Below are 26,948 nucleotides of genomic sequence, written 5' to 3'. Positions count from 1 at the left end.
TCGCCGGCCTGAGCTCTATCGCCGCTCCGTCTCTTCTTGCTGCCTTGTTCTCCGCAAAGCTTCGCGTGCAAGGAGAAGGACAGCTTTCACGCCCTGCAAGAGCGTGCTGAACCTCTCTTGCGGAACACATGGCGAACAGGTATGTTGTTCGTGCTTTGTTTCGATTCCGATGCGAAAGGCTGGGCGGCGAGATCATGCTGACACGCAAACAGTTCGAACTGCTTCGCTTCATCCATGAACGCCTGCGCGAATCCGGCGTCCCGCCCTCCTTCGACGAGATGAAGGATGCGCTCGATCTGCGCTCCAAATCCGGCATTCACCGGTTGATCATGGCGCTGGAGGAGCGCGGCTTCATTCGCCGGCTACCGAACCGCGCCCGGGCACTCGAAGTCATCAAGATGCCGGACGGAATCGGCGGTGCGCCGGGGCAGCGCGCCCGTTTCAGCCCGTCCATCGTGCAGGGGGGGCTCGGCCAGACTCCGCCTGCCCCAGCCGCCAACCTCGCCAAGCCGCGCCCCGCCACCGCTGAGGAGAACGGACGCACGACCGTTTCCATCCCGGTGATGGGTCGAATCGCCGCTGGCACGCCGATCTCGGCGATCCAGGATCGCAGCCACAGCGTCTCCATGCCGGCCGACATGCTCGGCGGCGGCGAGCACTACGCGCTGGAGGTCCGCGGCGACTCGATGATCGAGGCCGGCATTCTCGACGGCGACACCGTCGTCATCCGCAAGCAGGACACCGCCAACACCGGCGACATCATCGTCGCCCTGATCGATGACGAGGAGGCGACGCTGAAGCGCCTGCGCAAGCGCGGCTCCTCGATTGCCCTGGAGGCCGCCAACCCGGCCTACGAGACCCGCGTGCTCGGCCCGGATCGCGTCAAGATCCAGGGTCGGCTCGTCAATCTGATGCGGCGCTACTGAAGCAACCCGCTGTCCTCCGCCTGCTCCGCCGTTGCAGCGGCGGGTAGCGAGGTGGCAGGGGCGCGTCCCGGCTCCGGTGACGAAGGCGCGGCGACGGGAGCAGGCCGGGCCCGGGTCCAGGGCCGCAGGCGCGTCGCGTCCTCGGCGGTGTAGGAGCGCCAGTTTCCACCAGGCGAGGAGCCCAGCGCCGTCGCCCCGTCACGCGTGAGCGCAGCCCGGTCGATCAGCCGGGCGGTGCAGCTGCCATTGGCATGGAGCGGCGTCACGACGAGATCGGCGCGCAGGCAATCCTCGACGATAGCGATGCGGTCGCGAGTGTAGGCGACTTTGCGGCCGTCCCTGAGGCGGATCACGCAGCCGCGCGCATCGCAGGCGGCGCCTTCTCGCAAGGCCGGATCGTCCGGGGAGCGGGAATCCCCGTCGGCATGGAGCCATTGCGCCAGGACGAAACGGCTCGGCTTGCCTGCGAGGACGAGCCGCCCTTCGGGGCCGCGTACCAGAATGCCGGAACCGTCGCGCTCGATCAGGATGTCCGGCCGCGTCGGGTCCGTGGCGAGCGCCAGACCGGCGCAGAGCGGCAGTGCCGCCAGGTAGCGCAAGGCCGTCGTCCACAAGGTCAGCCAGAGCAGCGCCAGGGCGAACAGGGCGAGCGCCAGGGCGTCGAAGGCCGGCAGCACCACTGTCGAGCGCTCGATCCCGGCAACCCAGTGGGCGAGCCGCAGGACGAGGCCGGAGGCCCAGCCCATCAGGGCCCAGGCGGGCCAGTCGAGCCCGAAGGGATAGGCCAGCACGCCGAAGACCGCGGCCGGCATGACGATCAACGAGACGAAAGGCAAAGCGAGCGCGTTGCCGAGCAGGCCGAACGGGTTGAAGGTCTGGAAATGATAGACGCCGAAGGGTGCCGTCGCCGCCGTCGCCAGCAAGGTGGTGACGACGATGCCGACTGCGGAGAGCCAGAGCGGCCGCAAGGGCCAGGGCCAGCTCGCAGCGGCCGGGTCGGGTGAGCGCTCCTGCCAGCGCTCGGCGAAGGCGATCAGCGCGGCGACCGCGCCGAAAGACATCTGGAAGCTCGGCCCGAGCAGCGCCTCGGGCTCGCGCAGCAGCACGATGATCGCGGCGAGAGCGAGATTGCGCATGCTGAGGGCCGGCCGGTCGACCAGGATGGCGCCGAGCATCACCAGGGTCATGATCAAGGAGCGGACCGTCGCGACCTCGGCACCCGAGAAAACGCAATAGGCGGTGGCGCCGAACATGGCGGCGAGTGCGGCGAGCTTCTTGATCGGCCAGAAGAGGGCGAGGCCGGGCGACAGCGCCAGCAGCGCCCGTGCCAGCCAGAAGATCGTGCCGGCCGCCAGAACCATGTGCAGGCCGGAGATCGAGACGATGTGGTAGATGCCGGCGGCGCGCAGATCGTCATTGGTCGGTTCGGTGATCAGGCCGCGCTTGCCGGTCACCAGGGCGGCCGCCATCGCGCCCGCCTGCCCGCCGCCGATCGTGGCGATGCGCTCGGTCAGCGCATTGCGCGCCTGGTCGATGGCGATGCTCCAGGCGAGCTGCCGCGACGGCCGAGAAGGCGCCGGTGCCAGCGCGACCTTTCCGGCAATGCTGCCGACCGCGCCGATGCCGCGGAAGAAGGCGTCGCGGGCGAAGTCATAGCCGCCGGGACGCGCCGGTCCAGGCGGCGGCAGGAGCCGCGCGGTCGCCACGATGTGATCGCCGGGCTTCAAGGTCGTCGCGATGGTGCTGACGCGGACGCGCCTCGGGCGCTGCTGCGGTTCGACGCCCGGCAGGGCGGTGACCAGGACGACCAGACGGACGCCCTTCTCGCGCTGCTCCAGCGTCTCGACGAAACCGGTGATCTTGCCGACATGGAGCCGGGAGAGCGCCGGTGCCGCGATGCTCGCCGCCCGCCAGGCTCCGGCGCCGAAGCCGGCAAAGAGTGCGCCTAGCGCGACACAGACGAGCATGGCGCGGCGCCTGTGGCGCAATAGCAGCGCGGCGAGCGCGGACAGGGCGAGGCCGGCCAGCGGCGCCGCCGGGCTCGGCTCGCGATCGGCGAGGAAATACAGGACGACGCCGAGCCCGAGCGGCACCGGAAGCCAGTTGAAGAGGCGCCGCCGCTCGATCTCGGTTTCGAGCATGGCGCGGAGCGGGGCGTACCAGTTCGACGGGGTCCACACCGGGCTCAGCGACAGCCGATACGCCCACCTTGCCCCACCCCGCCAGGCGAGGGCGCGCGCGGAGGCCTTTCGGCGACGCCCGGGCGGTGCGGAAAGCATCGGCCTCCCTTTCGCCACCGGAACAGGAAGACGCTTAACGGCGGCCGCAAAGCCATGTTACAGCGACCGCGCCGGTTGTCAGCCCCGGCCGAGACCGCCCATGAGCCGGCTCTCGCCCTTCATCCGCCCGTTCCGTCGGAGTCCTTCTTCATGAGCGATGAGGTCGTCACGCGCTTTGCGCCGTCGCCTACCGGATTCCTCCATATCGGTGGCGCCCGCACCGCCCTGTTCAACTGGCTCTATGCCCGCCGCCATGGTGGCAAGATGCTGCTGCGCATCGAGGATACCGATCGCGAACGCTCGACCGATGCCGCCATCGCCGCGATTCTCGACGGCCTGTCCTGGCTCGGTCTCGATTGGGACGGGCAGACCGTCTACCAGTTCCAGCGTGCCGCCCGGCATCGCGAGGTCGCTGAGCAGATGCTCGCAGCCGGCAAGGCCTATTATTGCTATGCGACCCCGCAGGAACTCGACGAGATGCGCGAGAAGGCCAAGGCCGAGGGCCGGCCGATGCGCTATGACGGGCGCTGGCGCGACCGCGATCCGGCGACCGCACCGGCCGGCGCCAAGCCGGTCATTCGCCTGAAGGCCGAGCAGACCGGCGAGACTGTGGTCGAGGACGAGGTCCAGGGCCGCGTCGTCTGGCAGAACGAGAATCTCGACGATCTCGTCCTGCTGCGCTCGGACGGCAACCCGACCTATATGCTCGCCGTGGTCGTCGACGATCACGACATGGGCGTCACCCATATCATCCGCGGCGACGACCACCTGACCAATGCGGCACGGCAGACGCAGATCTATCAGGCGATGGGCTGGAAGGTGCCGAGCATGTCGCACATCCCGCTGATCCATGGGCCGGACGGCGCAAAACTGTCGAAACGCCACGGTGCGCTCGGCGTCGACGCCTATCGCGCCATGGGCTATCTGCCGATCGCGCTGCGCAACTATCTGCTGCGTCTCGGCTGGAGCCATGGCGACCAGGAGATCTTCTCCCCCGAGGAGATGATCTCGCTGTTCAACCTGTCCTCGATCGGCCGCTCCCCGGCGCGGTTCGACTATGCCAAGCTGGAGAGCCTGAACGGGCTCTATATGCGCCAGTCGGAGGATCGCGAGCTGCTTGAAGCGCTGAAGGCGATCCTGCCCGAGATCGGTCCGGCCCGTGGACTGCCCGCCGAACTCGACCCGGCGCTCGAACGCCGCTTCCTGGCGGCGATGCCTGGGCTCAAGGAGCGGGCCAAGACTTTGGTCGAACTGCTGGACAGTGCGTTTTATCTCTATGCCCAGCGCCCGTTGGCCCTTGAGCCCAAGGCCGCGGCGCTGCTCGACGATGCCGCGCGGGAGCGGATGCCGAAACTGGCAGAGAAGCTCGCGGCGCTGCCGGACTGGGCTCCCGCGGCGCTCGAAGCGGCCGTGCGGGAATTCGCCGAGGCGAGTGCCGTCAAGCTCGGCCAGGTCGCGCAGCCGCTGCGGGCCGCGCTGACCGGGCGCACCACCTCTCCCGGCCTCTTCGACGTCATGGCGGTGCTGGGGCGCGAGGAAGCCCTGGCGCGGCTCTCCGACATCGCCTGAGCCGGCATGGCGGAGGCAGCAGTACCGCAGCGCGGGATCGCACGGCCACCGCCATGTTTCTCGCTGTTGAACGCCTCTCGGAAATGGTCTAGCAACGCGGCGTGGCGGCTGCTCCCCAATGGAAGCAGCCGCGGCCAAAAACGCTTTAAAATCAGTCTGATGAACGCTTTTTCGCCGCAGCGGCATCCTCATATCCCGCCCTGGAGCCGGCATAGTGGAGCTTCGGGCGGCGCCTGATGACCAGTGATCGGTCGGAACGACATTCGGCCGCCGAGATGATTTGAGATCGAGCCTGAAAGGATCGGCATCCATGAGCGGAACCACGAGTCAGTTGAATGTCGACGGCAAGACCGTCGACATGCCGGTCAAATCTGGATCGATCGGGCCTTCGGTCATCGACATCAGCAAGCTCTACGCTCAGACCGGGATGTTCACCTACGATCCCGGCTTCACCTCGACCGCGAGCTGCGAGTCGCAGATCACCTATATCGACGGCGACGAGGGCGTTCTGCTCTATCGCGGCTACCCGATCGAGCAGCTCGCCGAGCATGGCGACTTCCTCGAGACCTGCTATCTGCTGCTTTATGGCGATCTGCCGACCGCGGCCCAGAAGGCCGATTTCGACTATCGCGTCACGCGCCACACCATGGTGCATGAGCAGATGGCCCGCTTCTTCCAGGGCTTCCGCCGCGATGCGCATCCGATGGCGGTTCTGGTCGCCTCGGTCGGTGCGATGTCGGCCTTCTATCACGACTCCACCGACATCTCGGACCCGCAGCAGCGCATGATCGCGTCGATGCGAATGATCGCCAAGATGCCGACGCTGGCGGCGATGGCCTACAAGTACACGATCGGCCAGCCCTTCGTGTATCCGCTGAACTCGCTCGACTACAGCTCGAACTTCCTGCGGATGTGCTTCGCCGTGCCGGCGGAGGACTACAAGGTCAATCCGGTGCTGTCGCGCGCGCTCGACCGGATCTTCATTCTGCACGCCGACCATGAGCAGAACGCCTCGACCTCGACCGTGCGCCTCGCCGGCTCCTCGGGCGCCAATCCCTTCGCCTGCATCGCCGCCGGCATCGCCTGCCTCTGGGGCCCCGCCCATGGCGGCGCCAACGAGGCCGCTCTCAAGATGCTCGAGGAGATCGGCACGGTCGAGAACATCCCGAAATACATCGCCAAGGCCAAGGACAAGAACGATCCGTTCCGCCTGATGGGCTTCGGGCACCGCGTCTACAAGAACTACGATCCGCGCGCCAAGATCATGCAGAAGACCACGCATGAGGTGTTGAACGAGCTCGGCATCAAGGACGATCCACTGCTCGACGTCGCGATGGAGCTGGAGCGGATCGCTCTCTCCGACAGCTACTTCATCGAGAAGAAGCTCTATCCGAACATCGACTTCTATTCGGGCATCACGCTCAAGGCGATGGGCTTCCCGACCTCGATGTTCACCGCTCTGTTCGCGCTGGCGCGTGCCGTCGGCTGGATCGCGCAGTGGAAGGAGATGATCGAGGATCCGTCCCAGCGCATCGGCCGTCCGCGCCAGCTCTACACCGGCGCGCCGAAGCGCGATTACGCACCGATCGGCCGGCGCTGATCGCCACGCATCGCAATTACCAGGGCCGCGACGGGCAACCGTCACGGCCTTTTCCGTTCGGGCGTGGCCTGACCGCAAGCCAGCGACGTGGCAGAGCCTGCCGGGTCGATGTGAAGCCGCGGCGGGAAGATGTCTGACGACGAGAAGCGTCCGATCGAGTGACAGGGCCGCTAATGGCTGAGGGAAGGAGCCGAGAGCGCCCATGTCGGCTTCGACCGTGGCGGCCGCACCGGCGAGGGAGCTGCCATTTCGGCCGGGTCGAGCGAGCCTCCGCCAGCGCGTACCGGTTACTTCAGCATGAACGGGCCGAAACGTCGCGCCAGCTGTGCCCCTCAAGGCCATCTCGATCGACGAAGTCGCCTACGGCGACACACGCGCTATCGGCGCTGCGGCTGACCCGCCAGTCAGCGCAGCCGGATGATCCGGCAGGGATCGCCGGCCTTGGCCGGCTCGGCGAAGACCGGCCGGATGACCAGCGCCTCGGCCCGGGCGAGGTTCGCCAGCATCGAGGAATCCTGCTTGGGAAAGGGCTTCACCCGGCGTTCGCCGGCTTCCGTGACGAAGGCCGAGCGCAGATAGTCCTGGCGCTCGTCATTCGCCGGCAGGTCGACGGCGAGGATCGCCGGCTCGCCGCGGTCGCGCTCCGGCTCGGCCATGCCGAGCAGGGCCTCGATCAGCGGCGTGACGAAGAGGTGGCCGCAGACGATCGAGGAGACCGGGTTGCCCGGCAGGCCGAGGGCGACCATCGGGCCGAGCCTCCCCATCATCATCGGCTTGCCCGGCCGCATCGCGATCCTCCAGAAGCCGAGATCCATGCCTTGCGCCTTGAGCGCGGCCTGGACCAGGTCATGTGCGCCGACGGAAGCGCCGCCGAGCGTGACCAGCACATCGGCATTCGCCGCCTTCGCCGCCTCGATGCGGGCCGCGAGATCGGGATGGTTGTCGCGGGCGATGCCGAGATCGAGCGCCGTGCCGCCGGCCTGCTCGACCAGGGCGGCCAGCGCATAGCTGTTGGAGGCGACGATCTGGTCGGGGCCGACCGGCTCGCCCGGCAGGACGAGCTCGTCGCCGGTGGCGAGAATCGCGACCACGGGCTTACGACGCACCGGAAGCTCCGGATGCCCCATCGCGGCGGCGAGGCCGAGCGCAGCGCTGTCGAGCCGGCGGCCGGCCGCGAGCAGAACCTCGCCACTGCCGAAATCGAGCCCGGCGGCGCGCACGAACTGGCCCTTGCTCGCCGCCTTGGTGACCCGGATCACCGGGCCGTCGACACCCTCTGCGTTTTCCTGGATCAGGATGGCGTCGGTGCCTTCCGGCAGCGGCGCGCCGGTGAAGATACGGACCGCCTCGCCGGGAGCGACCGAGCCGGCAAAGCCGCGGCCGGCGGCGGATTCGCCGATCACCCGCAATTCCTTGCCGGGCTGGAGATCATCGGCGCGGGCGGCATAGCCGTCCATCGCCGAATTGGCGAAGGGCGGCTGGGTGCGTAGCGCCGCGATATCGGCCGCCAGAACCCGGCCTGCGCAACGCGCCAGCGGCAGCATTTCCGTGCCGGTGGTTCCGGGAACGCTGTCGAGCAGCGCGCGCAGCGCGACGGCAACCGGTGTCAGGCTCATCTCTGCCCTTCCGCAACTTCGTAGACGCCGGACTTGCCGCCGGATTTGTGGACGAGCTGGATCGCTTCGATACGCATGCCGCGATCGACCGCCTTGACCATGTCGTAAACCGTCAGGCAGGCGACGCTGACCGCGGTCAGGGCTTCCATCTCGACGCCCGTCTTGCCGGTGAGGCGCACCTCGGCCCGTACGCGCACGCCGGGCAGGGCCTCGTCGATGGAGAGATCGACCGCGATCTTGGTCAGCAGCAACGGGTGGCAGAGCGGGATCAGCTCATGGGCGCGCTTGGCCGCCATGATGCCGGCGAGGCGCGCGGTGCCGAGCACGTCGCCCTTCTTGGCGTCGCCGGCACGCACGATCGCGAGCGTTTCCGCCTGCATCACGACGCTGCCCTCGGCGATCGCGGTTCGGGCAGTCTCCGCCTTGTCGCCGACATCGACCATATGGGCCTGGCCCTGGCTGTCGAGATGCGAAAGCCGGCTCACGCCGCCGCCTCCGCGCCCTTTCCGGTCAGCAGCTGCCGGGTCGCGCCGGCGACATCCTGCTGGCGCATCAGGCTTTCGCCGACCAGGAAGGTGTTGACGTCGCAGCCCTGCAGCCGGGTGATGTCGGCATGGCTGAAGATGCCGCTCTCGCCGACGAGATGCCGGTTGGCCGGGACCAAAGGCGCCAGGCGTTCGGTCACGCTGAGGCTGACCTCGAAGCTGCGCAGATCGCGATTGTTGATGCCGACGAGGCGGGTGTCGAGCTTGAGTGCCCGTTCCAGCTCGGCTTCGTCATGGACCTCCGCCAGCACGGCCATGCCGAGCGCCTTGGCGGTTTCAGTCAGCTCGCGGGCCGCGGCATCGTCGACCGAGGCCATGATCACCAGGATGCAGTCGGCGCCCCAGCTACGCGCCTCGAAGACCTGATAGGGCTCGAACATGAAGTCCTTGCGCAGGCCCGGTAGGCCCGAAGCCTCGCGCGCCTGCGCGAGATACTCCGGCTGGCCCTGGAAGGAGGGGGTGTCGGTCAGCACCGAGAGGCAGGCGGCGCCGCCTTCGGCATAGGCCTTCGCCAGCGCCGGCGGGTCGAAATCCGGCCGGATCAGGCCCTTGGACGGGCTCGCCTTCTTGATCTCGGCGATCAGCGCCGGCAGCCCGGCCTTACGCTTGGCTTCGAGCGCGCCGAGGAAGTCGCGTGCCGGCGGCATGGCGGCGGCGCGGCGCTCGATCTCGGCCTGTGGCACGGCGCTGCGTGCCGCCGAGATCTCTTCGCGCTTATAGGCCTCGATCCGCTTCAGAATGTCCGACATGGCCGCCTCAGGCGTTCGAGCTGGCGATGAGCGTGGCGAGTACGCCCTTGGCCTTGCCGCTGTCGAGCGCCTGATAGGCCTGTGCCAGTCCGTCACCGAGCGTCGCGGCCTTGCCGGCGACGACCAGCGCCGCTGCGGCATTGAAGGCGGCGATGTCGCGGAAGGCGCTCTTCTGGCCGTCGAGCACGTCCTGCAGGGCCTTGGCATTCTGCTCCGGCTCGCCGCCGCGCAGATCCTCGGGCTTGGCCCGGGCGATGCCGACATCCTCGGGGGAAATCGAGAAGCTCTCGATCTTGCCGTCCTTCAGCGCAACGACGCGGGTCGGGCCGGTGGTGGTGATCTCGTCGAGCCCGTCCGAGCCGTGCACGGCCCAGATCGATTGCGAGCCGAGCGAGGCGAGCACCTCGACCATCGGCTGGAGCCAGGTCTCGGAGAAGGCGCCGACGAGCTGTTTCTTCACCCCGGCCGGGTTGGAGAGCGGTCCGACCAGGTTGAAGATGGTGCGGGTGCCGAGCTCGGTACGCACCGGCGCGACATGGCGCATCGAGGCGTGATGGGCCGGCGCGAACATGAAGCCGACGCCGGCATCGCGGATGCTGCGCTCGATCCCGGCCGGCTCGAGCCCGACCTTGACGCCGAGCGCCGTCAGCACATCCGCCGCGCCGGAGCGCGAGGACGCCGCGCGGTTGCCATGCTTGGCGACCGGCACGCCGCAGGCCGCGGTGATGATCGAGGCCAGGGTCGAGACGTTGTAGGACCCCGACGCATCGCCGCCGGTGCCGACGATGTCGATCGCATCCGCGGGCGCGGAGACCGTGAGCATGCGGGCGCGCATGGCGCTGACCGCGCCGGCGATCTCCTCGGTGCTCTCGCCGCGCACGCGCAGCGCCATCAGGAAGGCGGCGGCCTGAGCATTGGTGACACCGCCCGAAAGCATGGTCTCGAAGGCGTCGCGGGCCTCCTCGCGGGAAAGCGAGGCGCCGGTCGCGACCTTGGCGATGAAGGGCTTGAAGTCTTCCATGGGAACTCGATCGATCAGGCTGTCGCGGAAAGGGCGGCGGTGTCGGACGCGGCCGACCATCGTTCGGCGAGATCGAGGAAATTGCGCAGGATCGTCGCGCCATGCTCCGAAGCGATGCTCTCCGGATGGAACTGCACGCCATGCACCGGCAGCTCGCGATGCGAGAGCGCCATGATCATGCCGTCGCCGGATTCCGCCTCGATCGAGAGAATCTCGGGGCAGGTTTCACGCTTCACCACCAGCGAATGATAGCGCGTCGCCTCGATCTGACCGTTGATGCCGTGGAACAGGCCGCGCGCGCGATGCGTCACGGTTGAGACCTTGCCGTGCATCGGCAGCGGCGCACGCACGATTTCGCCGCCGAAGACCTGGCCGATCGTCTGCAAGCCGAGGCAGACGCCGAAGAGCGGCACCTTGCCGGCGCCTTCGCGCACGAGGTCGAGGCAGATGCCGGCCTCGTTCGGCGTGCAGGGGCCGGGCGAGAGCACGATCGCGCCATGCCCGCCGGAGAGCGCTTCAGCGACCGTCAGCGAGTCGTTGCGGCGAACCTCGACCTCGGCCCCGAGCCCACCGATCAGGTGGACCAGGTTCCAGGTGAAGCTGTCGTAATTGTCGATCAGCAGGATGCGCATCGCCGTCCGGGGCCGTCCCCACCCGTTGTCATTGCGATTGCACATGGCCCCGAACGCGCGTGCGGGTCAAGCATGAGGGCGCGAAGCCGGCCGGCTCTCGCCCTCGTTGGATGTCGGCCCCGGCTGCGTGCGCTCCCTTCGCGCTATCTCTTGCGGCGGTAATGCGCGGTCATGAAGCCGTGCCACTGCCCGTCCGGGCCGAGGGCGCGCGAGGAGAGCGTATGATGGTCGTCGCTCTTGATCTCGAGGATGTCCTGATACCTCGCCGTCTTGGTCGGATTGCTGAAATCAGGCCCTTCGGTGTCGAGGGTGAGGATCTTGCCTGAATCGTCGAGCTTGCCGGAATAGACCCATTGGTTGGACATCATCGAGCCGATGAAGCTGCCGATGAACACGTTCTTCAGTGCGTCGTAGCCGAGGGTGAGCCGGGTCTGCGCCAGCGAGCCGTCCGGCATCTTGCCCTCGCCGTCGCCGACGATCCAGAGGCCGCCGAAAGACGTCGTCCTGTGCATCCCGTTCGATTTCATCGGCGGCTGGTCCGGGCCCATCAGGCAGTCGGCCTCATAGGTCCAGTCGCCGACGAGCTTGTGCAGCCATTCATGCTCCTTCTGCGGCACGGCCGGTGTGCAGCCTGCGGCATCCTGCGGCTTGTCGGCGTCGGTTGTGCTGGACATGGCGGCATTCCTCCTTTGCTGGTGCCCTTTCGAAAGCGCTGCCAGCGAGATTGCCCCGGCCGTTCGTCAGCCTGCGACAGGATGGAGCGCAATCCGCGGATCGTCAGCTGTCTTGGCGCAGCGGGAACAGGCGGCGGAGCCGGACATCCCGGAGGTACAGCCCGCCCCAGGCGATCAGGCCAAGATAGAGGCCGAAGAAGAGATGGCTGAAGAGCGGGCTGCCGGCACGCAGATGCGTCGCCATGGCGCCGCCGAGCAGGCCGGTCAGCAGGATGGCGCCGAGGATGCTGGTTCGCGGCAGCGCGTAGAGCAGGGCGATCGCCAGCGTCATCACGCCAAGCCCGCGCGCCAGCTCGGGCGAGTCGGAATAGCCGAGCTGCTGCATGGTCTCGGTCACCACCGAAAGCGGTGCGAGCTTGATGCCGCCATCGAAGATCAGGAAGGCGACGACGAGCCCGCTCATGGCACGGCCGATCCAGAGCGCCGCCGGCGGGTTGGCTGCGATTTCGGCTTCCGACTGCATGGTTCTCTCCGGAACGGCGTGGCGCGATGGGGCATGGCTTCGCCGGCCCGGCGCGCGAAAGGCGGCCGGCGAAAGCTTGGTGGAACTGGCATGCGGCGTCGGCTTCTCGCCGCTCGTCGCTATTTGACCGCCGAGACCAGCGCCCAGAGGAAGCCGAACGGGTCGCGGTACTGGCCGTAGCGGTCGCCCCAGAACATCACCTCGACCGGGGTGACGACCTCCATGCCGGCCTCGACGCCGCGCTTCCACCAGAAGTCGATATCGTCGACGCGCAGGGTGAGGGTGCAACCCTTCGGCGCCTCCCAGGGATAGCCATATTCCGGATAGGGGTCGCTCAGCATCAGCGAGCCGCCATTGACGTAGAGGTGGATGTGCATGGTCCGCCCCTTCTCGTCGAGCGGCTGGCGGGCGACCTCCTCGGCTCCGAAGGCCTTCTGGTAGAATTCCGAGGCCTTCACCGCGCCGTCGACGCTGAGATAGGGGACGACGCCGCCGCGGGTCTCGGGTTGGGCTTGGGGCTGTTTGGCTTCTGCTGGCTGCGACATGGCGAAACTCCCTTCACTTGGATTGCAAGCTTCACTTGGATTGCAAGTCGAGTTCGAATTCCCCGGCCGATCCTGCCGCGTTCCGAGGCCGGAACGATGGCGAGCCGGCAGGGAGGCGTGGCTGGGCGGATCAGGGCCTCATTCGGCTCCCTTGAGCTCGATCGCGTTGCCGTCGGGATCCCGGACATAGATCGCCTGGCCTTCGCCCTCGGCGCCGTAGCGCGAGCCTGCCGCGACGATGGCGACACCGTGGCGCTCAAGATGGGCGCGCAGGCTCGCCTCGTCGAACGGCCTGATCCCCAGGCAGATATGGTCGACATTGCGGCCCTCAGGGCCCGGCGCGGCCCCGCCGGTGCGGCCGAGCGGGCCGGCGACGTCGACGAGGTCGATCAGCGAGCGGCCGGCGCGCAGTTGCACCAGGCCGAGCTCGTCCTGGCGGCGCTCGAGCGGGCAGCCGAGCACCTCCCGATAGAAGGCCAGCATGCGCGGCGTATCGGCAGTCCGGAACACGACATGGTCGAGTCCGGCGAGGCTGAACGGGATCTGCTCCGGCATCGCGTCCTCCATTTATCTTGATGTAAAGATAAATTCCTTCATGTCTTGACGTCAAGATATATCCGTCGTTCTGCTGACAGGATCGGGCAGGAGTGGGAGACCGGGATGGATGCTGCGGCTGGCGGGGAAGGGGACCATGTCGATCGGTTGCGCGCGCAATGGGCGCGCGAACTGCCCGATCTCGATACCGAGCCCATGGGGGTGATCGGCCGGGCGCGGCGGATCACCTTGCGACTGCGTCCCGCCATCGAGGCCGTGTTCACGCGCCACGGCGTCGATGCCGGCGAGTTCGACGTGATCTCGACCCTGTTGCGCGCGGGCGAGCCCTGGCGGCTGACGCCGACCGAGCTCTACCGCACGCTGATGATCTCCTCGGGCGGCCTGACCGCCAGACTCAACCGGCTCGAAGCTGCCGGGCTGATCAGGCGCTGCGAGGCGCCGGAGGATCGGCGCAGCCTGCTCGTCGAGCTCACAAAGGCCGGCTGCGCCAAGGCCGAAGCTGCCTTCCGCGAGGACATGGCGCTCGAAAGACGCCTGCTCGACGGGCTGAGCGTGGCCGAGAAGGAGCAACTTGCCGCGCTGCTGCGCAAGCTCGCTCTCAGCCTGGAAGCCGGTCCCGCCCAGGACTGAGCGATGTCGGGAAAGGCAGGTGACGGTTTGAAGCGCAGGCGCAGGCGATCAGCGGAAGCGCTCAGCTCAGCAGCAGGCTGTCGTCCGATAGTTCCTCGCCGCGGACCTGCTTGAACAGGCGCAGCAGGTCCGGCACGTCCATCGCCTTGCGGCGCTCGCCTTCGATGTCGAAGACGACCTTGCCCTCGTGCAGCATCACCGTGCGGTTGCCATGGTCGAGCGCGTCGCGCATCGAATGGGTCACCATCAGCGCGGTCAATTTCTGCTCGTCGACGATGCGGCGGGTCAGGTCGAGCACGAAGGCGGCGGTGCGCGGGTCGAGCGCTGCGGTATGCTCGTCGAGCAGCAGGGTCTTCGTACCCGCCAGCGTCGACATCAGCAGGCTGACCGCCTGGCGCTGACCGCCCGAGAGCAGTCCCATCGAATCGCCGAGGCGGTTCTCCAGCCCGAGGCCGAGCATCGCCAGCCTGTCGCGGAACAGCGCCCGGCGCGATGTGTCGAGTGCGGCGCCGAGACCGCGTGCCCGGCCGCGCGCCTGCGCCAGCGCCATGTTCTCCTCGATGGTCAGGCGCTCGCAGGTACCGGCCATCGGGTCCTGGAAGACGCGCGCGATCAGGCCGGCGCGCTTCGGCGTCGGCCAGCGCGTCACGTCGATGCCGTCGACCTCGACCGTGCCGCGCTCGGCCCGGGCATCGCCGCTGAGGACATTGAGCAAGGTCGACTTGCCGGCGCCGTTCGAGCCGATGACGGTGACGAATTCGCCATCGGCCACCTTCAGGTCGAGACCGCGCAGCGCCCGGTTCTCCAGCGGCGTACCGCGTCCGAAGGTGACGTGGACATCCCGCACGCTGATCATGGCGCGCTCCGCTTGAACAGGCCGCGCAGCGGGTTGGCGACACCAGGCAGCATCAGCGCGATGCCGACCAGCACCGCGGTGACGAGATTGAGGTCGGAAGCCCGCAGGCCGAGCCAGCCGGCGTTCAGCGCGAGCGCGATGGCGAGGCGATAGGCGATGGCACCGATCAGGCAGGAGAAGATCGCCACGACGATGGACCGGCTACGGAATATCGTCTCGCCGAGGATCACGGCGGCGAGGCCGGCGATGATGGTGCCGGTGCCGATGCTGACATCGGCGAAGCCGGCTGTCTGCGCGAACAGGGCGCCGGCCAAGGCGACGAGGCCGTTGGAGAGGGCGACGCCGACATAGACATGCATGTCGGTGCGGATGCCCTGCGCCCGCGCCATGCGCGGATTGGCGCCGGTGGCGCGCATGGCGAGGCCGAACTCGGTCTTCAGGAAGCGGGCGAGCAAAGCGGCGATCACGGTGACGATGATCAGCAAGGCCAGAACGCGGAGGGTCGGGCGGCCGGGCAGGCCGGTGGCGGCGATCAGCGGATTCAGCCAGGTGAAGAGTTCGATCACCGTCGGCCGGTTCATCAGCGGGATGTTCGGCACCCCCATCACCCGCAGATTGATCGAGAACAGCGCCGTCATCGTCAGGATGCCGGCGAGCAGATGCAGGATCGCAAAGCGGATGTTGAGCCAGGCGGTCACGGTGCCGGCGAGGCAACCGGCGATGATCGCCGCCAGCGTCGCGAACACGGGATTGACGCCGCCGGCGATCATCGCCGCCGCGACCGCGGCGCCGAGCGGCAGGGTTCCGTCGACCGTCAGGTCGGGAAAGTCGAGCACGCGGAAGGTGATGTAGACGCCGAGCGCCACGAGAGCGAACACCAGTCCGATCTCTATGGCGCCCAGAGTGGCGATGAGGCTCATCGGTCGCCCTGCTTGTTCTGGTCGAAAACGGCGAGTTAGGCGGCCGTTGGCGGCGGCGTTGTGCGCCGCCGCTTCACCTCAGTTGATGACCTGCTTGGCGCGCGCCAGCACCGCCGGCGGAACCGTGACGCCCATCGCGGCGGCGGCCTTGGCGTTGATCACGAGATTGCTGCCGCTGGCATTGCTGACCGGAATGGCGCCGGGCTTCTCGCCCTTCAGAATCCGCACGACGACCGCGCCGGTCTCGAGCCCGACCTGGAAATAGTCGAAGCCGATCGAGGCGACCGAGCCCTTCTGGACCGACTCGGTGTCGCCGGTGAAGACCGGCAGCTTGTTGTCGGTGCCGACGGCGAGCACCGTGCCGAGCGCCGAGATGATGGTGTTGTCGGTCGGCAGATAGAGCGCGTCGACCTTGCCGACGAGACTCTGCGCGGCGGCGGAGACATCGGCGGTCCGGCCCGCCGAAGCCTCGACGATCTGGAGGTTGCGGGCCGGTGCCAGCGCCTTCACGGCGTTGAGCAGCGCGACGCTGTTGGCTTCGCCGGGATTGAAGACGACGCCGATCTTCTTGGCTGCGGGCACCAGTTCCTTGATCAGGTCGAACTGGGCTTCGAGCGGCGAGAAGTCGGAAATGCCGGTGACGTTTCCGCCCGGCGCCTTGCGGTCCTTGACGATCTGGGCCGCGACCGGGTCGGTCACGGCGGTGAAGACCACCGGAATCGTCTGCGTCGCCGTGACCATCGCCTGGGCTGAGGGCGTCGCGATCGCAACGATCACGTTCGGATTCTCGCCGGCGAATTTCTGCGCGATCTGGGCTGCCGTCGCCGGCTGGCCCTGCGCGGATTCGTAGCGGAAGCTGAGATTGGCGCCGTCCTTGTATCCGGCCTCCTCGAGCGCCTTCTTGACGCCGTCGCGAGCGGCATCGAGCGCCGGGTGCTCGACGATCGCGGTGACGGCGACGGTCACCTTCTGTTGGGCCTGTTGCGCGAAGGCGGCCGTTCCGGCCAGGAGTGCCAGGGCGATGCCGCTGCCAATCAAGCTTGCGCCGAGACGCATGGTGTTCTCTCCATCGGTTGCCGGCCCCCACCGTGCTGACTTCATTCCTTGGCAGCGGGGCAGGGCCGGTTGTGATTGCCGTGCGGGCCAGTCAGAAAAAAAACAATATCAGGGGCCGTGGCCTCGACTTGGGCCACTATGTGCGGCCAAAATCGCGGCGTGCAAGTGAGGCGGCCGCATGGCAAGCCGGTGCGGGCGCAGGTGGGGATCGCCGCGGTTCACTGTCCGCGTCGGCTGCGTGCGGCGAAGCGGACGGCTTCCTCCGCAGCCTTGAACAGCGCCTTGGCCTTGTTGACGCATTCGGTCTGCTCGGAAGCCGGGTTGGAATCATAGACGATGCCGGCGCCGGCCTGGACCTGCATGCGCCCATCCTGGACCACGGCGGTGCGCAGCACGATACAGGTGTCCATCTCGCCATTGGCACCGAAATAGCCGATGCAGCCGCCATAGGCGCCGCGGCGATCCTTCTCGAGTTCGTCGATGATCTCCATCGCCCGGACCTTGGGGGCGCCGGAGACGGTGCCGGCCGGGAAGCCGGCGATCAGTGCCGAAAGCGCATCATGCTCCGCGGCGAGGCGGCCTTCGACGTTTGAGACGATGTGCATCACCTGGCTGTAACGCTCGATGAAGAAGGAATCGGTGACGCGCACGCTGCCGATCTCGGCGACCCGGCCGACATCGTTGCGGCCGAGATCGAGCAGCATCAGATGCTCGGCGCGCTCCTTGGGGTCGGCGAGCAGATCCTCGGCGAGCGCGTTGTCGGCCTCGCTCGTCGCGCCGCGCGGACGGGTGCCGGCGATCGGGCGGATGGTGACATTGCCCTCGCGCATCCGGACCAGGATCTCGGGGCTCGAGCAGACGATCTGGAAGTCCTCGAAGTCGAGATAGCAGAGGAAAGGCGCTGGATTGATCCGGCGCAGCGCCCGATAGAGCGCGAAGGGCGGCAGTTCGAAGGGAGCTTCGAAGCGCTGCGACAGCACGACCTGGAAGATGTCGCCGGCGCGGATGTATTCCTGCGCGCTCAGCACCATCGCTTCGTATTCGGCTTCGCTGGTATTCGAGACCGGCTCGGGATGGGACAGGCCGGCGATGTCTATCGCGGCTTCGGCCGGGAGCGGTGATTCAAGCGCATGCACGACGGCTTCGAGCCGTTCCTGGGCTCGTTCATGCGCGATGGCGGCGGACACGCCCGGCTGATGCCGCACCGGTGAGACCACGGTGATCTCGTCGCGCACGGCGTCGAACACCACCATCAGCGTCGGCCGCATCAGGATTGCGTCGGGCACGCCGACGCCGGTTTCCTTCGGCTCGGCCAGGCGCTCCATCAGGCGCACCATGTCGTAGCCGAGATAGCCGAACACGCCTGCCGCCATCGGTGGCAACCCGTCTTGGTCGGGGATCGCGCTTTCCGCCAGCAGCGAGCGCAGGCTCTCGAAGGCGGGTCGGGCGTCCGGCAGGAGGGCGTCGCCGAGGGCCGGCCGGCACATCGCGGCCTGGCCGTGATGGCAGCGCCAGATCAGATCGGGCTCGAGCCCGATCATCGAATAGCGCCCGCGCACGGCGCCGCCTTCGACCGATTCGAGCAGGAAGGCCGGGCCCTTGCCGGCATGGCGCAGCTTCATGAAGGCCGCGACGGGTGTTTCGCAGTCGCCGACCAGGCTCAGCGTCACGAGCTGGGGCTGGCCGGCGTCGTAGGCGGCGGTGAAACGTTCGAGGTCGAAGGCCGACGCCATGCTTGGAACTCTCAGTTCTGCGTGCCGCCGGTCGCGTTGCGGAAGGCGGCCTGGTTGACCGAGACGCCGAGATCCTTCTGCAGCTTGCCGACATATTGCATCAGCACATCGTCGCTGAGGCTCGAGGTGAACAGACGTACGAAGTTCTCGGCTTCCTCGGTCGTGCGCATATAGGGCGGCACCGTCGCCGCCTTCACCTGGAACAGGATGCGTCCCTGACCGTCGGCCGCAGCGGACGCGCTCTTGCCGACGGGGGTGCCGAAGATCAGCGAGACGACATTGCGGGGCAGGGCATCGCTCTGGTCCTGGCGGCCGAGGTCGCTCGCCGCCTCGGGATTCAGCCCGGCGGCGGTGACGACCGTAGCGAAGTCCTCGCCGGCATCGAGACGCTGGATCAGCTCGCGCGCCTTGGCCGAGAGCTTCGCGGCGACTTCGTCGGCGCGCCACTGGCGCTCGACCTCGGCCTTGACCTCGTCGAAGCTGCGGTCGCGCGGCGGCTCGATCTTGGTGACCTCGTACCAGACATAGCCGCCATTATTGGGCAGGCGCAGCGCCTCGTTGTCGACGCCGATATCCGAGCCGAAAATCGCCGTCAGCGTCGCGTCGCCGCCCGGCAGCGGGGCTTCCTGCGCGCCGTCGGGCTTGCGCAGGCCGGCATCGACCGGCCCGACCGGCCGAAGGGTCAGGCCGAATTCCTTGGCGATCTCGCCGAGCGGGCGAGCCGAGGCGCGCTGGTCCTCGATCTTGTCGTGCAGATCGGAAATCTGCGCGGCGGCCTTGCTGGTCGCGACCTCGTTGCGGACCTCGTCGGCGACTTCCTCGAAGCTCTTCAGACGCTCCGGCTCGATCTCGCTGACCCGCAGGAGCACCGCGCCGAAGCCGCCCTGGACGGGCGCACTGACGGCCCCCTGGGCAAGGGCGAAAGCCGCGTCGCGGACGGCCGGATCGAACAGGCCCTCGCGGGTGAAGGTGCCGAGCGTCAGATCCTGCTCCGAGACGTTGCGGGCCGTGGCGATCGCTTCGAAGGTCTCGCCGCCATCGATCTTCGCCTTGGCGGCCTGAGCCTCCTCGATGCTCGGGAAGCTGATCTGCTGCACGGTGCGGCGCTCGGGCGAGCCGTAGCGTTGCGTCTTGACCGACTCGTAATGCGCCCTGGCGTCGGCATCGGAGACCTTGGCGGCGTCGGCGAGATTGGCCGGGGTCAGAGCCAGTACATTGGCGTTGCGGAATTCCGGCGCGCGGAACGCGGCCTTGCGCTCTTCGAAGAAGCGCTTGAGCACGTCCTCGGCGGGCGTTGCGATCTCGCCGGCAGCGGTCTCGGGGATCACCGCATAGGCGATGTCGCGCTTCTCGTTGCGCAGCCGGTGCCCGAGCTCCTGCAGCGCGACGGGGGCGGAGATGCCGCCGATCACCATCTCGGCGAGCTCCTGGCGCATCGTCGCCGCGCGCTGCTCGCGCACGAAGGCCTGCTCGGTCAGGCCGATGGCCCGCAGCAATTCGTTGAAGCGGTTGCGGTCGAAGGCGCCGGAAGCGTTCTTCAGATTCGGATCGTTGAAGATCACGTCGCGCACCGTGTCGTCGGAGACGGCGAGCCCCATCCTGATGGCGACCTGATCGAGCGTCGCCTCGGTGATCAGGCGCGACAGGACACGCTGGTCGACACCGAGCGCGCGGGCAATTTCCGGCGTGATCGAGCGCCGCTGCTGACGCGTCAGCATCTGGGTCTCGTTCTGATAGGCCGTCCGCATCTGCTCGATGCTGATCTCTCTCTTCCCGACGGTGGCGACGGCGTTGCGGCCATAGCCCTGGAAGATGTCGCCGACACCCCAGATCGCGAAGGACAGGATCAGGAACCCGAACATCAAGGCGACGAGGAGCTTGCCGACCAGGCTTTGCCCCGCCTTGCGGATGCCCTGCATCATCATTTTGCTATCTTCCTGTCCTGTCGGCGGCGTCGCATTTGCGCGCCGCTTATAGGTAGAGAGGCTCGCCTCGGCAATCGCCGGCTCTTGCTCGTGATTGCGAACCGATCCCGGCGTTGCTAGTGCCCTTGCAGGAAAATTCGGAGGTGGACGTGACGGCAAGCATCAAGCCGCTGGTGGCGGGCAACTGGAAGATGAACGGTCTGAAGGCCGATCTCGGCATCGCCGCCGGGATCGCGCGCGGCCATGACGGCGCCCTGCGGCGCCAGGTCGATCTCGCCATCTGCCCGCCGGCGACGCTGCTTTATCCGATGACGGCCGCGCTGATCGGCTCGCGGATCGCCACCGGCGGTCAGGATTGCAGCCTGCGTGAAAGCGGTGCCTTCACCGGCGAGGTCTCGGCTGCGATGCTGGCCGATGCCGGCGCGCAATTCGCCATCGTCGGCCATTCCGAGCGCCGTACCTTGCATGGCGAGCGCGACGCCACCGTGAAAGCCAAGGCGGAGGCAGCGCAGGCGGCATTGCTGGTTCCGATCGTCTGCGTCGGCGAGACGAAGGAAGAGCGCGAGGCCGGCAAGGCGCTCGCCGTGGTCAAGAAGCAGCTGCGCGGCTCGGTGCCTGAAGGCTCGACCGGCGCGACGCTGGTCGTCGCCTATGAGCCGGTCTGGGCGATCGGCACGGGTTTGACCCCGACCGTGGCGGATGTCGCCGAAATGCATGCGGCGATCCGGGCCGAGCTCGGCCGCATTCTGGGTAAGGCCGCGGCCGCAGGCGTCCGGCTGCTCTATGGCGGCTCGGTCAAGCCGTCGAATGCCGCCGAACTGATGGGGGTTGCCGATGTCGACGGTGCGCTCGTCGGCGGCGCCAGCCTCAAGGCCGAGGATTTTCTGGCGATCGCCCGTGCCTGCGGCTGAGGCCGATCGTTTGAAATCGCTTGTGGTGCGGCGCGCCTGCCCATGCTAAGGGCAGCGCCGAAACACGGATCCGGCGCCGATACGCTCCTCTTGGCGATCGCGCGCGCCATACCCATTTCGTGAGCCATGCAGAACGTTATCATCGTCATCCACCTGCTCATCGTGATCGCGCTCGTCGGCGTCGTCCTGCTTCAGCGCTCGGAGGGCGGCGGCCTCGGCATGGGCTCGGGCGGTGGCGGCGGCGTCGGCGGCTTCATGACCGGCCGCGGCCAGGCCAATGCGCTGACGCGCGCGACGGCGATCCTGGCGGGCCTGTTCTTCATTACCTCGATCACGCTGGCCGTGCTCGCGACCCATGGCCGGACCCAGCGTTCGATCATCGACGGTGCTCCCGCTCCGGGGGCCACGGCTCCGGCCGTGCCGAGCGCACCTTCGGCTCCCAATGCCGGCGGCGTCCTCGACCAGTTGCGGCAGATGCAGAATCCCGGCGGCTCGCAGCCGCCGACCCCGGCGGCGCCGGGTCAATGATCGGGGCGGGGCAGGGGCCGGGAAACCGGCCCTTCTCTTTTGAGGGCAGGGCGACCGGAAGCCGGCTCTGCTCTATTGTGGATAAGCACGCAGCGCACATCCGACCCTCATCGGCGCGCTTAGCGAATCGCAATCTTGGCGTTAAAGGTGACCTCCCATGACGCGGTATGTTTTCATCACCGGCGGCGTGGTGTCCTCGCTCGGCAAAGGCTTGGCGTCGGCGGCTCTCGCAGCCCTTCTGCAGGCACGTGGCTATACGGTCCGCCTGCGTAAGCTCGACCCCTATCTCAATGTCGATCCGGGCACGATGAGCCCGTATCAGCATGGCGAAGTCTTCGTCACCGATGACGGAGCCGAGACCGATCTCGATCTCGGGCATTACGAGCGCTTCACCGGCCGGCCCTGCAACAAGGGCGACAACATCACCACCGGCCGCATCTACATGGACATCCTGACGCGCGAGCGCCGGGGCGACTATCTCGGCGCGACCATCCAGGTCATCCCGCACGTCACCAACGCCATCAAGGAGTTCGTGCTCTCCGGCAATGAAGGCTTCGACTTCGTGCTGGTCGAGATCGGCGGCACGGTCGGTGACATCGAGAGCCTGCCCTTCCTCGAGGCCATCCGCCAGACCAATCAGCAATTGCCGCGCGGCCAGTGCATCTTCCTGCACCTGACGCTGCTGCCCTATATCCCGACCGCCGGCGAGCTGAAGACCAAGCCGACCCAGCATTCGGTCGCCGAGCTGCGCTCGATCGGCATCCAGCCCGATATCCTGCTCTGCCGGACTGATCGCGAGATCCCGCGCGAGGAGCGTCGCAAGCTCGCCTTGTTCTGCAATGTCCGCGAGACGGCGGTGATCGAGGCCCGCGACGTGGCGTCGATCTACGACGTGCCGCTCTCCTATCACGCCGAGGGGCTCGACAACGAGGTCCTGGCGGCGTTCGGCATCGATGCCGGGGCGGAGCCCGATCTCAGCAATTGGCGGCGCATCTCCGAGCGCGTGAAGAGCCCCGAAGGCGAGGTCACCATCGCCATCGTCGGCAAGTATACGGGGATGAAGGATGCCTATAAGTCGCTGATCGAGGCGCTGACCCATGGCGGCATCGCCAACCGGGTCAAGGTCAATCTCGACTGGATCGAGTCCGAAGTCTTCGAGAAGGAGGACCCGACCCCCTTCCTCGAGCATGTCCACGGCATCCTGGTGCCCGGCGGCTTCGGCCATCGCGGCGCCGAGGGCAAGATCAAGGCGGCGACCTTCGCGAGGCAGCGCAAGGTGCCCTATTTCGGCATCTGCTTCGGCATGCAGATGGCGGTGATCGAGGCGGCCCGCTCGCTGGCCGGCATCGAGGGCGCGAACTCGACCGAGTTCGGACCGGCCGACGAGCCCGTCGTCGGCCTGATGACCGAATGGATGCGCGGCAACGAGATCGAGCAGCGCACAGCCGGCGGCGATCTCGGCGGTTCGATGCGGCTCGGCGCCTACGCCTCCCGTTTGTCGGCCGACACCAAGATTGCGAAGATCTACGGCTCGACCGAGATTTCGGAGCGGCACCGCCATCGCTACGAGGTCAATATGGGCTATCGCCAGCAGCTTGAGGCGCGCGGCCTGCGCTTCAGCGGCGTCTCGCCCGACGGATTGCTGCCGGAGACGGTGGAATATGCCGACCATCCCTGGTTCATCGGCGTGCAGTACCATCCCGAGCTGAAGTCGCGGCCTTTCGAGCCGCATCCGCTCTTCGCCAGCTTCATCGAGGCGGCGGTGGTGCAAAGCCGTCTGGTCTGACGGGCCGTTCGGGGATCCCCGGCCGCGCAATTGCTGCTCTGACAGTCACAAGGCGCGCTTCGCATCTTCCTTCCGAAGGCGAGGCGCGCAATGCCGTTGCCATTCATCCTGCGGCAGTCTGGCGCATCTGCGCGGCTGCCGTATAGTGAGCTCTCCGGGCGCAGGTATTCGCTGGGGGCGGCATGACGATCTCGATGGCCGGCTTGCCGGCGTTCCTCCTCTATTTCTGTGTCGGCTTCGCGCTGATCTCCGGGTTCGCCGCTGCCTATCTGCGCTTGACCGCCCATGACGAGATAGCGCTGATCCGCAACGGCAATCTCTCAGCGGCAATCGCCTTCGGCGGCAACATCGTCGGCTTTTCGGTGCCGCTCGAAAAGGCGATCGAGCAGGCCAGCAGCATTCCCGATCTGGTCATCTGGGCGGTCATCGCCATGCTGATCCAGTTCGGTGCCTATGGCTTTGCCCGCATCGTGATCCCGGACCTCTCGCGCAAGATCGAGGAGGATCGGCTTCCCTCGGCCGCGATGCTGGCCGTGATCGCCGTCATCAGCGGCACGCTGGCCGCCGCCAGCATGACCGAGTGAGGAGGTCTCGATGAAGCGCTCGACCCAGATCGGCCTTGCCGCAGTGGGTGTGGTGCTCGTTGCGAGCTACTGGTCCCTCTCCGGCGGCGAGACCGACGATTCGCTGATCTACAGCAATGTCGCGGAATGCCGAGCCGGCAACCAGCTCAGCGCCAGCCAATGCGAGCAGCGCTTCAACGAGGCCGCCGCGAACCATCTGCGCGAGGCCAGGAAATTCGGCAGCACGGCGGCCTGCGAGCAGGAATATGGCAGCGGCGGCTGCCAGAGCGCGGTCTGGAATGGGGCCCAGGTCGCAATTCCCGCGTTGGCCGGCATCATGCTGGCGCGCCAGTTCATGGCGGGCGGTGGCGCCGCCCAGCCGCTCCTGCCGCCGACCAGCTCCGCCTGCCCGCCAGGCACGCGCCAGCCGGGTTCAGGGCGCCCGGAATGCGAGCAGCCGGCACGCAGCGCGTCATCATCCAGCAGCGGCTACTATGGCGGCAGCAGCAGCCGCTCACGCGCCTACACGACAACCTCGGGCCAGGCCATGGTCGCCCGCAACATCTCCTCGACCGGCATGGCGAGCACGCCGAGCGTCGCCTCGCGCGGCGGTTTCGGCTCGAGTTCACGCTCCTATTCCTCGTCCTCCTCGTCCTGACCATGCGCCGGCTTTCCCTGTCGCCACGCCCGGACTGGCAGGCTCAGGTCGAGCGCCTGGGCTTCGCCTTCCACACGATCGAGGGTGAGACCTATTGGGACGAGAGCGCGGCCTATGGCTTCTCGCTCCGGCAGATCGAGGACGACATCGAGGCGCCGACCGGGGCGATCGAGCAGCTCTGCTTCGCCTTCGTCGAGCGCGCCATCGCCGATGAGGAGATCATGCGCCGGCTCGCCGTGCCGGAAGCGCAATGGCAACTGATTCGCGACAGCTGGCAGCGCGGCGACCGGAACCTCTACGGCCGGCTCGACCTCGCCTATGACGGCAAGGGGCCGGCCAAGCTGCTCGAGTACAATGCCGACACGCCGACCTCGCTGTTCGAGGCGGCCGTGGTGCAATGGGACTGGCTCGAACAGGCGATGGCCCGGGGCCTGCTCTCACGCGGTTGCGACCAGTTCAACTCGCTGCACGAGCGGCTGGTCGCGGCCTTCGGCCAGCTTCGAGAGCCGGCGCCGGAGCGCATGCATTTCACCTGCGTCGAGGGCAGTGCCGAGGACAAGGGCACGGTCGACTACCTGATGGACTGCGCCACGCAGGCCGGGATCGACGCCCGCTTCAGCTTCATCGAGGAGATCGGCCTGCTCGCCGATGGGCGCTTCTGCGATGGCGCCAGCCTGCCGATCGAGATGCTGTTCAAGCTCTATCCCTGGGAATGGCTGTTTCGCGAGCGCTATGCCGGCGCGCTCGCGACCTCGCGCTGCTGCTTCGTCGAGCCGCCCTGGAAGGCGCTGGTCTCCAGCAAGGGACTGCTGCCCTATCTCTGGGAGATGGCGCCGGGACATCCCAATCTGCTGCCGGCCTATTTCGAGGGCGATCCACGCTGCGCCGAGCTCGGCGCCAGCCATGTCCGCAAGCCGCTCTACTCGCGCGAGGGCGCCAATGTGACGCTGATCGAAGGCGGGACGGTGCGCGACAGCGACGACGGTCCCTATGGCGCCGAGGGCTTCGTGCTGCAGGCGGTGGCGATGCTGCCGAATTTCGATGGGAACTATCCGGTCCTCGGTTCCTGGCTCGTCGCCTCGCAGCCCTGCGGCCTCGGCATCCGCGAGGATGCGACGCCGATCACCAAGAACAGCTCGCGCTTCGTGCCGCATTTCATCGAGGCCTAGAAAGCCGCGCGAACCAGCGGTGCCCGCGCACCCGGCGCAGGATGGGCTAACATGGTGCGAATCGACCGCCCTGTTTCTGCGAGCCCAGCCAGCCATGAACCAGTCTTCGCCTTCGCGCGGCCTCGACCATCTCGTCATCGGCGTCGCCGATCTCGATGCGGCAGGCGATTTCTATGCCCGTCTCGGCTTCCGGGTCGGCGCGCGCAACCGCCATCCCTGGGGTACGGAAAACCGGATCGTCCAGTTTCCCGGCGCCTTCCTCGAACTGATCACCGTCGGCGACGGCACGGCGATTCCGCCGCATGGCCAGCATCTCTTCTCCTTCGGCGCCTTCGTCCGCGACGCATTGGCGTGCGGCCAGGGCATGTCGATGCTCGTGCTCGAAAGCCAGGATTCGCGCGCCGATGCGGCGGGCTTCAGGCAGGCGGGAATCGGCGATTTCGAGCCGTTCTTCTTCGAGCGGCAGGCAAAGCGGCCTGATGGCTCGCAGGTTCGCGTCGCCTTCAGCCTGGCCTTCGCCGCCAATCCCGCAGCGCGCGAATGCGGCTTCTTCGTCTGCCAGCAGCACGAGCCGCAGAATTTCTGGAACCCGGCCTTCCAGCAGCACGAGAATGGCGCGAGCGGGCTTGCCGCGACCTTCATGGTCGCCGCCGAGCCGCTGGCGCAGCGCGATTTCCTCTCTGCCTTTTCCGGTGCGGCGGCGATCGAGACCGCCGATGGCGGCCTGCGTCTCGATCTGGCGCGGGGCCGCATCGAGGTACTCACGCCCAGGGCTTCCGACGCGCAGCTCGCTGATGACGCAGCGAATCGGGCGGAGCCCCGTTTCGCCGGCTTTGCCGTGACGGTTCCCGATCTGGCGAAGGTCGAATCCAGCCTCGGGCGCCAGGGTGTCGGATATCGCCGCAGCGAGCGCAGCCTCGCCGTGCCGCCGAGCGCCGGGCTCGGCTGCGCCATCGTCTTCGAGCAGGGCTGAACGCGG

Annotated in this window: 26 protein-coding genes; 11 read left to right on the top strand and 15 right to left on the bottom strand. The window is 67.6% G+C overall.

Going from position 1 to position 26,948, the window contains the following annotated elements; translation table 11 throughout:
* Positions 1–194 precede the first annotated feature (194 nt).
* Positions 195–926, top strand: coding sequence for a transcriptional repressor LexA (lexA, locus tag AC3RCC_RS15860; RefSeq protein WP_291640527.1), 732 nt, complete (start codon positions 195–197; stop codon positions 924–926).
* On the opposite strand, the gene AC3RCC_RS15855 is transcribed toward lexA, so the two are convergent.
* Positions 920–3,106: a ComEC/Rec2 family competence protein gene (locus AC3RCC_RS15855; protein ID WP_492255868.1), complete on the bottom strand. Its 2,187-nt coding sequence runs from the start codon at positions 3,104–3,106 to the stop codon at positions 920–922. The genes lexA and AC3RCC_RS15855 overlap by 7 nt on opposite strands.
* A gap of 249 nt (positions 3,107–3,355) precedes the next feature.
* Here AC3RCC_RS15855 and gltX point away from each other — a divergent pair, with 249 nt between their 5' ends.
* On the top strand, positions 3,356–4,774 hold the full coding sequence (gene gltX / locus AC3RCC_RS15850; RefSeq protein ID WP_291645360.1) for a glutamate--tRNA ligase: 1,419 nt from the start codon (positions 3,356–3,358) through the stop codon (positions 4,772–4,774).
* Between the two features lie 310 nt (positions 4,775–5,084).
* A complete protein-coding gene (gene gltA, locus AC3RCC_RS15845; protein WP_291640521.1) occupies positions 5,085–6,374 on the top strand; it encodes a citrate synthase in 1,290 nt (429 codons plus the stop codon).
* A 404-nt stretch (positions 6,375–6,778) separates the two neighbouring features.
* Here gltA and AC3RCC_RS15840 read toward each other — a convergent pair whose 3' ends face one another.
* The 9 genes from AC3RCC_RS15840 to AC3RCC_RS15800 form a co-directional block, all read right to left on the bottom strand.
* Complete coding sequence (locus AC3RCC_RS15840) at positions 6,779–7,990, bottom strand: molybdopterin molybdotransferase MoeA (RefSeq protein ID WP_492255867.1); 1,212 nt, start codon at positions 7,988–7,990, stop codon at positions 6,779–6,781.
* Positions 7,987–8,475, bottom strand: coding sequence for a cyclic pyranopterin monophosphate synthase MoaC (gene moaC / locus AC3RCC_RS15835; RefSeq protein ID WP_291645362.1), 489 nt, complete (start codon positions 8,473–8,475; stop codon positions 7,987–7,989). The genes AC3RCC_RS15840 and moaC overlap by 4 nt, the downstream gene beginning before the upstream one ends.
* A complete protein-coding gene (gene trpC, locus AC3RCC_RS15830; RefSeq protein ID WP_492255866.1) occupies positions 8,472–9,284 on the bottom strand; it encodes an indole-3-glycerol phosphate synthase TrpC in 813 nt (270 codons plus the stop codon). Before trpC ends, moaC begins: the two co-directional genes overlap by 4 nt.
* 7 nt (positions 9,285–9,291) lie before the next feature.
* Complete coding sequence (gene trpD, locus AC3RCC_RS15825) at positions 9,292–10,305, bottom strand: anthranilate phosphoribosyltransferase (RefSeq protein WP_492255865.1); 1,014 nt, start codon at positions 10,303–10,305, stop codon at positions 9,292–9,294.
* 14 nt (positions 10,306–10,319) lie between these two features.
* Positions 10,320–10,937 carry an anthranilate synthase component II gene (locus AC3RCC_RS15820; protein WP_492255864.1) on the bottom strand — a complete coding sequence of 206 codons (618 nt, stop codon included), beginning with the start codon at positions 10,935–10,937 and terminating at the stop codon, positions 10,320–10,322.
* 143 nt (positions 10,938–11,080) lie between these two features.
* Positions 11,081–11,611: a DUF1579 domain-containing protein gene (locus AC3RCC_RS15815; protein WP_492255863.1), complete on the bottom strand. Its 531-nt coding sequence runs from the start codon at positions 11,609–11,611 to the stop codon at positions 11,081–11,083.
* Positions 11,612–11,714: 103 nt separating this feature from the next.
* Positions 11,715–12,134 (bottom strand): DoxX family protein, encoded by a 420-nt coding sequence (locus AC3RCC_RS15810; protein ID WP_291640507.1) that lies wholly within the window; start codon positions 12,132–12,134, stop codon positions 11,715–11,717.
* A gap of 119 nt (positions 12,135–12,253) precedes the next feature.
* On the bottom strand, positions 12,254–12,679 hold the full coding sequence (locus tag AC3RCC_RS15805) for a VOC family protein (protein ID WP_291640505.1): 426 nt from the start codon (positions 12,677–12,679) through the stop codon (positions 12,254–12,256).
* Positions 12,680–12,817: 138 nt separating this feature from the next.
* Complete coding sequence (locus AC3RCC_RS15800) at positions 12,818–13,234, bottom strand: VOC family protein (protein WP_492255862.1); 417 nt, start codon at positions 13,232–13,234, stop codon at positions 12,818–12,820.
* Positions 13,235–13,339: 105 nt separating this feature from the next.
* Between AC3RCC_RS15800 and AC3RCC_RS15795 the strand changes: the two genes are divergently transcribed.
* Positions 13,340–13,864 (top strand): MarR family winged helix-turn-helix transcriptional regulator, encoded by a 525-nt coding sequence (locus AC3RCC_RS15795; protein ID WP_492255861.1) that lies wholly within the window; start codon positions 13,340–13,342, stop codon positions 13,862–13,864.
* A 61-nt stretch (positions 13,865–13,925) separates the two neighbouring features.
* Here AC3RCC_RS15795 and AC3RCC_RS15790 read toward each other — a convergent pair whose 3' ends face one another.
* The 5 genes from AC3RCC_RS15790 to AC3RCC_RS15770 all read right to left on the bottom strand — a co-directional run bounded on the left by AC3RCC_RS15790 (position 13,926) and on the right by AC3RCC_RS15770 (position 20,354).
* The gene (locus AC3RCC_RS15790; protein ID WP_492255860.1) at positions 13,926–14,720 is read right to left on the bottom strand and encodes an ABC transporter ATP-binding protein; all 795 of its coding nucleotides are present in this window, start codon (positions 14,718–14,720) and stop codon (positions 13,926–13,928) included.
* Positions 14,717–15,640, bottom strand: coding sequence for an ABC transporter permease (locus tag AC3RCC_RS15785; RefSeq protein WP_492255859.1), 924 nt, complete (start codon positions 15,638–15,640; stop codon positions 14,717–14,719). The genes AC3RCC_RS15790 and AC3RCC_RS15785 overlap by 4 nt, the downstream gene beginning before the upstream one ends.
* Positions 15,641–15,718: 78 nt before the next feature.
* Positions 15,719–16,696: an ABC transporter substrate-binding protein gene (locus AC3RCC_RS15780; protein WP_291640494.1), complete on the bottom strand. Its 978-nt coding sequence runs from the start codon at positions 16,694–16,696 to the stop codon at positions 15,719–15,721.
* A gap of 218 nt (positions 16,697–16,914) precedes the next feature.
* Positions 16,915–18,429 (bottom strand): anthranilate synthase component I, encoded by a 1,515-nt coding sequence (gene trpE, locus AC3RCC_RS15775; protein ID WP_492255858.1) that lies wholly within the window; start codon positions 18,427–18,429, stop codon positions 16,915–16,917.
* 11 nt (positions 18,430–18,440) lie between these two features.
* Complete coding sequence (locus AC3RCC_RS15770) at positions 18,441–20,354, bottom strand: SurA N-terminal domain-containing protein (protein ID WP_492255857.1); 1,914 nt, start codon at positions 20,352–20,354, stop codon at positions 18,441–18,443.
* A gap of 149 nt (positions 20,355–20,503) precedes the next feature.
* On the opposite strand from AC3RCC_RS15770, the gene tpiA reads away from it, so the two are divergent.
* The 7 genes from tpiA (at position 20,504) to AC3RCC_RS15735 (ending at position 26,942) form a co-directional block, all read left to right on the top strand.
* Entirely contained in the window at positions 20,504–21,265 is a 762-nt protein-coding gene (gene tpiA / locus AC3RCC_RS15765) for a triose-phosphate isomerase (RefSeq protein WP_492255856.1), read from the top strand.
* Between the two features lie 126 nt (positions 21,266–21,391).
* Entirely contained in the window at positions 21,392–21,793 is a 402-nt protein-coding gene (secG, locus tag AC3RCC_RS15760; RefSeq protein ID WP_291640486.1) for a preprotein translocase subunit SecG, read from the top strand.
* Positions 21,794–21,950: 157 nt separating this feature from the next.
* Complete coding sequence (gene pyrG / locus AC3RCC_RS15755) at positions 21,951–23,579, top strand: CTP synthase (protein ID WP_492255855.1); 1,629 nt, start codon at positions 21,951–21,953, stop codon at positions 23,577–23,579.
* 182 nt (positions 23,580–23,761) lie between these two features.
* The gene (locus AC3RCC_RS15750; protein WP_291640482.1) at positions 23,762–24,163 is read left to right on the top strand and encodes a DUF350 domain-containing protein; all 402 of its coding nucleotides are present in this window, start codon (positions 23,762–23,764) and stop codon (positions 24,161–24,163) included.
* A gap of 10 nt (positions 24,164–24,173) precedes the next feature.
* Entirely contained in the window at positions 24,174–24,800 is a 627-nt protein-coding gene (locus AC3RCC_RS15745) for a DUF1190 domain-containing protein (protein WP_452116274.1), read from the top strand.
* Positions 24,801–24,802: 2 nt separating this feature from the next.
* A complete protein-coding gene (locus AC3RCC_RS15740) occupies positions 24,803–25,969 on the top strand; it encodes a glutathionylspermidine synthase family protein (RefSeq protein WP_492255854.1) in 1,167 nt (388 codons plus the stop codon).
* Positions 25,970–25,988: 19 nt separating this feature from the next.
* Positions 25,989–26,942 (top strand): VOC family protein, encoded by a 954-nt coding sequence (locus AC3RCC_RS15735; RefSeq protein WP_492255853.1) that lies wholly within the window; start codon positions 25,989–25,991, stop codon positions 26,940–26,942.
* Positions 26,943–26,948: the final 6 nt, after the last annotated feature.

The organism is Allobosea sp. GW823-FHT01F03, assembly GCF_058798075.1.
Note: the sequence above shows the minus strand (reverse complement) of the source record. Positions and strands in the feature narration are given on the sequence as shown.

Coding starts and splice junctions, on each gene's coding strand:
- lexA (WP_291640527.1), top strand. CDS start 195: ATGCTGACACGCAAACAGTTCGAACTGCTTCGCTTCATCCATGAACGC.
- gltX (WP_291645360.1), top strand. CDS start 3,356: ATGAGCGATGAGGTCGTCACGCGCTTTGCGCCGTCGCCTACCGGATTC.
- gltA (WP_291640521.1), top strand. CDS start 5,085: ATGAGCGGAACCACGAGTCAGTTGAATGTCGACGGCAAGACCGTCGAC.
- AC3RCC_RS15840 (WP_492255867.1), bottom strand. CDS start 7,990: ATGAGCCTGACACCGGTTGCCGTCGCGCTGCGCGCGCTGCTCGACAGC.
- trpC (WP_492255866.1), bottom strand. CDS start 9,284: ATGTCGGACATTCTGAAGCGGATCGAGGCCTATAAGCGCGAAGAGATC.
- trpD (WP_492255865.1), bottom strand. CDS start 10,305: ATGGAAGACTTCAAGCCCTTCATCGCCAAGGTCGCGACCGGCGCCTCG.
- AC3RCC_RS15820 (WP_492255864.1), bottom strand. CDS start 10,937: ATGCGCATCCTGCTGATCGACAATTACGACAGCTTCACCTGGAACCTG.
- AC3RCC_RS15815 (WP_492255863.1), bottom strand. CDS start 11,611: ATGTCCAGCACAACCGACGCCGACAAGCCGCAGGATGCCGCAGGCTGC.
- AC3RCC_RS15810 (WP_291640507.1), bottom strand. CDS start 12,134: ATGCAGTCGGAAGCCGAAATCGCAGCCAACCCGCCGGCGGCGCTCTGG.
- AC3RCC_RS15805 (WP_291640505.1), bottom strand. CDS start 12,679: ATGTCGCAGCCAGCAGAAGCCAAACAGCCCCAAGCCCAACCCGAGACC.
- AC3RCC_RS15800 (WP_492255862.1), bottom strand. CDS start 13,234: ATGCCGGAGCAGATCCCGTTCAGCCTCGCCGGACTCGACCATGTCGTG.
- AC3RCC_RS15795 (WP_492255861.1), top strand. CDS start 13,340: ATGGATGCTGCGGCTGGCGGGGAAGGGGACCATGTCGATCGGTTGCGC.
- AC3RCC_RS15790 (WP_492255860.1), bottom strand. CDS start 14,720: ATGATCAGCGTGCGGGATGTCCACGTCACCTTCGGACGCGGTACGCCG.
- AC3RCC_RS15785 (WP_492255859.1), bottom strand. CDS start 15,640: ATGAGCCTCATCGCCACTCTGGGCGCCATAGAGATCGGACTGGTGTTC.
- AC3RCC_RS15780 (WP_291640494.1), bottom strand. CDS start 16,696: ATGCGTCTCGGCGCAAGCTTGATTGGCAGCGGCATCGCCCTGGCACTC.
- trpE (WP_492255858.1), bottom strand. CDS start 18,429: ATGGCGTCGGCCTTCGACCTCGAACGTTTCACCGCCGCCTACGACGCC.
- AC3RCC_RS15770 (WP_492255857.1), bottom strand. CDS start 20,354: ATGATGATGCAGGGCATCCGCAAGGCGGGGCAAAGCCTGGTCGGCAAG.
- secG (WP_291640486.1), top strand. CDS start 21,392: ATGCAGAACGTTATCATCGTCATCCACCTGCTCATCGTGATCGCGCTC.
- pyrG (WP_492255855.1), top strand. CDS start 21,951: ATGACGCGGTATGTTTTCATCACCGGCGGCGTGGTGTCCTCGCTCGGC.
- AC3RCC_RS15750 (WP_291640482.1), top strand. CDS start 23,762: ATGACGATCTCGATGGCCGGCTTGCCGGCGTTCCTCCTCTATTTCTGT.
- AC3RCC_RS15745 (WP_452116274.1), top strand. CDS start 24,174: ATGAAGCGCTCGACCCAGATCGGCCTTGCCGCAGTGGGTGTGGTGCTC.
- AC3RCC_RS15740 (WP_492255854.1), top strand. CDS start 24,803: ATGCGCCGGCTTTCCCTGTCGCCACGCCCGGACTGGCAGGCTCAGGTC.